The 4,169-nt window shown below is 52.0% G+C and carries 4 protein-coding genes; all 4 read right to left on the bottom strand.

Translation table 11 applies throughout. From position 1 onward, the window contains the following. Positions 1–292 (bottom strand): fimbrial biogenesis chaperone (locus LD28_RS0112755; protein WP_033137342.1); only part of this gene is annotated, 292 nt, incomplete at its 3' end. Position 293: 1 nt separating this feature from the next. Beyond that, on the bottom strand, positions 294–2,828 hold the full coding sequence (locus LD28_RS0112760; protein ID WP_156120219.1) for a fimbria/pilus outer membrane usher protein: 2,535 nt from the start codon (positions 2,826–2,828) through the stop codon (positions 294–296). 39 nt (positions 2,829–2,867) lie between these two features. Continuing rightward, entirely contained in the window at positions 2,868–3,332 is a 465-nt protein-coding gene (locus LD28_RS23065) for a hypothetical protein (RefSeq protein ID WP_156120220.1), read from the bottom strand. 69 nt (positions 3,333–3,401) lie between these two features. Next, positions 3,402–3,944 (bottom strand): fimbrial protein, encoded by a 543-nt coding sequence (locus LD28_RS0112765; RefSeq protein WP_033137344.1) that lies wholly within the window; start codon positions 3,942–3,944, stop codon positions 3,402–3,404. Positions 3,945–4,169 lie beyond the last annotated feature (225 nt).

Below are 4,169 nucleotides of genomic sequence, written 5' to 3' on the forward strand. Positions count from 1 at the left end.
CCTCGATGCCATGCACCGCGGCAATACGCACCACGCTTTTTTGCAATGGGTCAACGCGCTGCAGCGGCGGCAATACCACCAGGGGCGATGAGATTTTTTGCTGTTTATTATCTTCTAACCAGGATTGTGCAAGATAAGGCAAGACCTTATTTTCGTTGGTCACATTCACACTGATAGACTTGGCGCCCCCCGGATAGATAATCCGGGTGCGGTCCAGCACAATGGCGGCGTTTGCCAGCTCCATATAACCAGTACACGCCAACAGGAACAGGGGGGTGAGTTTATGTTTCATATCAGTTCACTACCTTTTGGAGTCGATTGCATTTGAGTTGGATACGTGAAAGGTCGGCTACCGCATCCGGCGCGTAAAAACGGCATTGCTTGAGCCCGCCCCAGGCAATATCAAACGCTTCTGCGGGTTTGACGCCGACCAGATAGACCAAGCCACCCTCGTCGATCACCGAGGTCTCGCCACTACGGGTATTGGTGACACTGGCCCCGAACGGTGGCACAGAACCATCGGCCAGTGTGATGTCTGCCAGCACTTTGAACCCCTGCAACACATCGAACCTGCGATAGCCGATGGCGCCTTCGGTCAGCGTTCCTTCCTGCACCGCTCTGGGGGCTTCAATGTCATCACGCAAGGTATCCACATCGACACGGGTGTCGGTACGGCGGTAATCGCTCACATCACCCAGGACGGCAATGCCGGCACGGTTGGTAGTGGCCCGCCCGCCATCGAAGGAGACATCTTCAATCCCGTCGGTGTCGACCATGATGCGGGCACCGCCACGTCTGCTGGCCTGATGCAGTGCCACCCCATGTTCAGTGGTGGTTACGCCGCCCCTGAGGGTTGCCCCCAGCGATGAGTATTCGCTCTGCACGCCGGTGGCATTGAGGCTAAGGGAGGATTGACTGCCGTTATGGTTGTAATAGGCGCGTCCGACACCATGGCCATTGCTCTGCATCCCCGTCGCAACCTGATAGCTATTGTCAGGATCGACGTAGTTGTTGTAGGTCATCATGTGGCTGACCTGCTTGTTGCCCGACTGCACGGTATAGCCAGCAGTCTGTCGGTCACCAATGGGCAGGCTGAACGCCAGCGCCATCATGTTGTCCCGTCCTCCATCATCATATTGGGAGCGGTAAGCCGAGAGGTACGCCGATATATTGTTGAGCGGCCCGATGCTGAAGGTCTTGTTGAGGCTGACCCCCAGCCGATCATTGCCGCCACCATCCCAGTACGTTTTGTGGCTGTAGTCGAGGTAGGTAGTCAGTGACTTGTCAGGCTCATCGGCCCAAAAGGTCTTGCTGGCGGTAACGGTATAGAGCTCCTTGTCCCTGACCACGCCGCCAAAGCCATGATATCGACGGGTCTGCAGGTACTGAGACATGCCCATGAACTCCTGCTGGGAGAAGCGATAGCCAGCAAAGGTGATGGCACTGTTGTACTCGTCAAATTGCTTGGCATAGTTCAGCTTGAAGGAGTGCCCGACACTGCGTTGACGCGTTTTCACCTCCGGCCCGAAGCGTGCGATGGATTGGGTCAGATCCGCAGAAATGGCCCCCAGGCTATAGAGATCACGCCCCAACCCCAGGCCCCAGCTGTTGTAATGGCCAGCAAGCAGCGCGCCGCCATAAACTGACCAGGCATTGGAGACCCCCCACGAGAAGTCCCCTGTCAGAAATGCGGGGCCCCCTACCGCGTGGGACTGACGCTTATCGTCGGCAGGCAGGCCCGCCGCCATGTTGTAGCGGACATAACCGGGCCTGGTCAGATAGGGAATCGTGGCCGTGTCCACTTGGGTCAGCGTGACGGAGCCATCCTGCTCCTCAACCCGCACATCCAGCTTGCCACGCACCGAACTGTCCAGATCCTGCAGACGAAATGGCCCTGCTGGCACTGTCGTCTCATAAATGATCCTGCCCGCTTGCGAGACGGTGACTCTGGCATTGGTCTTGGCAATGCCACTCACCTCGGGCGCATAGCCTTGCAAGCTGGGTGGCAACATGCGCTCATCGCTGACGAGCTCTGCACCGGTGAAACGAAAACTATCGAATAACTGGGAATTGAGATCCCGTTCACCGAGCGACAACCTGGCAGCATGCATGGGCAGTGGCCGATAAACATAAATTCGGTTCCAACTGAATTGCTGACTATCATCGCGTCCCCGGTGCATCTGAGCCTGGTAATCGGCCCGCATGCGCCAGTGATCGAGGTTGGCCCCCAAGGTGCCGTAACTGCTGAGGTGACGGCTATGACTCTGCTGCGCCTCGTAAAGCTGGCCTGAGAGGTTGTAATCAAGCATTACCCCTGCCACCCCCTTATCCCACTGCTCGGGGGGAGTCCATCTGTCGTCCTGGTACTTCAACCAGGCTTGGGGAATGGTAATCGTCAGGGTGCCGTGACCGACCCGGCTGGTCAGCTGGATCCCCAGCAAGGAGCTCAGGTCAGCACACTGGTTTGGTGCTGCATAAGTCACCAACGCCTTGGCATCATCCTTCAACGCCATGCGGTCAACTACCGCTGCGTTAATACAGGGTTGGGCACTCTGCTTTTTATCCACTGCAGAAAAATAATGGATAGTCTGCAATGGTAATTTGTTCTTGTTTATGATGACTTCCAGAATGTAGTCACCAGGCATCACGTAATCTGTATTTGAGAAACGACTAAGATCTATTTTAGTGCGTTCATCAACATCGAGGGCATCAATATTAAACTCTATCTCTGCCTGTACATTAAAGTGTAACAAAAGTGTCAGCATGACCAACCTGGACACAGGTGATATTGCTGGAATAGGGCTTAAGAATGACATACTGATGTCCATTTACAGTAAATTCAGGAAACTAAAGAGCAGTTATGTCATCTACAAATAAGACAACTCAAACCATGATATATAGTCATTACCAATACTATTGGTCAGCGTGTAAGAAATCGCAGCACTGATATACGCCTGATGCTGTTCATTGAATAACCTCTCACCAGCAATTATTTGACCTTCAATTATTTTTACTCCACTCACCAAGCCAAGCTCAACGGTTGGTGGAGGAGCCAAAAAAGGTGGGCCAGACCCGTTATGGGTCGTTCCCTGATATATAATATCAAGGGCATGGTTCAGCTCTCCGTTGACCGCTAACTGACAACCAGCCAGTGACAATATAATGGTGGTTGTACTCTCACCAACGGTGGCATAGTGAAACGACCGCTCACCCTCAAAAGTACAACTTGATTCAGCTAATGCGTCCCCTATTTGCTGAGGTGAGGCATGTGCTCCTGCTAAAGCAATTATTGTCAATAATCCCCAAGCGACATGATAAGAATGTGATTTCAATATATTGACCCCACTACAGAACGTGATGGACCCCATCACGTTCTGCTATTACCCTATGGATTAATCAGCTTATTCGTAGGCAAGGACAAAATTGGTGACCGCAGTGAACGCACCAGCAACCAATGGCTGAGCATCCTGTACTGCATAGCCCTTCAGCGCCGCATTGAAAATCAAATCATTGTTACCATTGGTGAGTTTAAAAGCGGCGGTCGGTTTACCCAACTCAACCTTGCTACCACCAGGTGCAGTCATCGCAATACCCGCCCCTTTGGCTTCACCACTACTCAGAATCAACAAACCGGCTTGCAGCGGATCAGCGACACCGCTAAAGGTGACCTTGAGTGAATCCAAACCTTCATCGATTTCACAATTACGCAGACTAATAGTGAATGGCTGGGCATCAGATTCCCCACCGATCACCAGCTCTTTGGTGCTGACCTGACCCAATTGGACAATCTGATCAACAGACTCAGGAGCCACTGAACAGGGGGCATTAATAATTTCGCCAATAAAAGTGACTTTACCACCACCCATGTTGCCGGCAGCCATAACGGAACCACACACCATGATGGCGCTAAAACCAAGGGCAGTAACAATCTTGTTCATGTTCATCTATCTCACCTTTTATAAAAACGGGTAATACGGCATTCCTGCCTTATTGAAAGGAAAACGTTAACTATAACTGATAAAAATCAGTCGCTACCGCCATGGCAATGAAGACGTACATATGAAGAAGTACATCTGCCATGACTTATGATCCCGCCTTGTTTCTCATACTTGTTCCTGTTTCACACCAAACAGGTTCAAGTAGATAGAAAGGCCTTATCAATTAGCGAT

Source organism: Aeromonas finlandensis, assembly GCF_000764645.1.
Taxonomy (GTDB): domain Bacteria; phylum Pseudomonadota; class Gammaproteobacteria; order Enterobacterales; family Aeromonadaceae; genus Aeromonas; species Aeromonas finlandensis.

What these genes read in the sequence shown, in the direction of transcription:
- LD28_RS0112765 (WP_033137344.1), bottom strand. Translation starts at nt 3,944, where the DNA reads ATGAACATGAACAAGATTGTTACTGCCCTTGGTTTTAGCGCCATCATG.
- LD28_RS0112760 (WP_156120219.1), bottom strand. Translation starts at nt 2,828, where the DNA reads ATGGACATCAGTATGTCATTCTTAAGCCCTATTCCAGCAATATCACCT.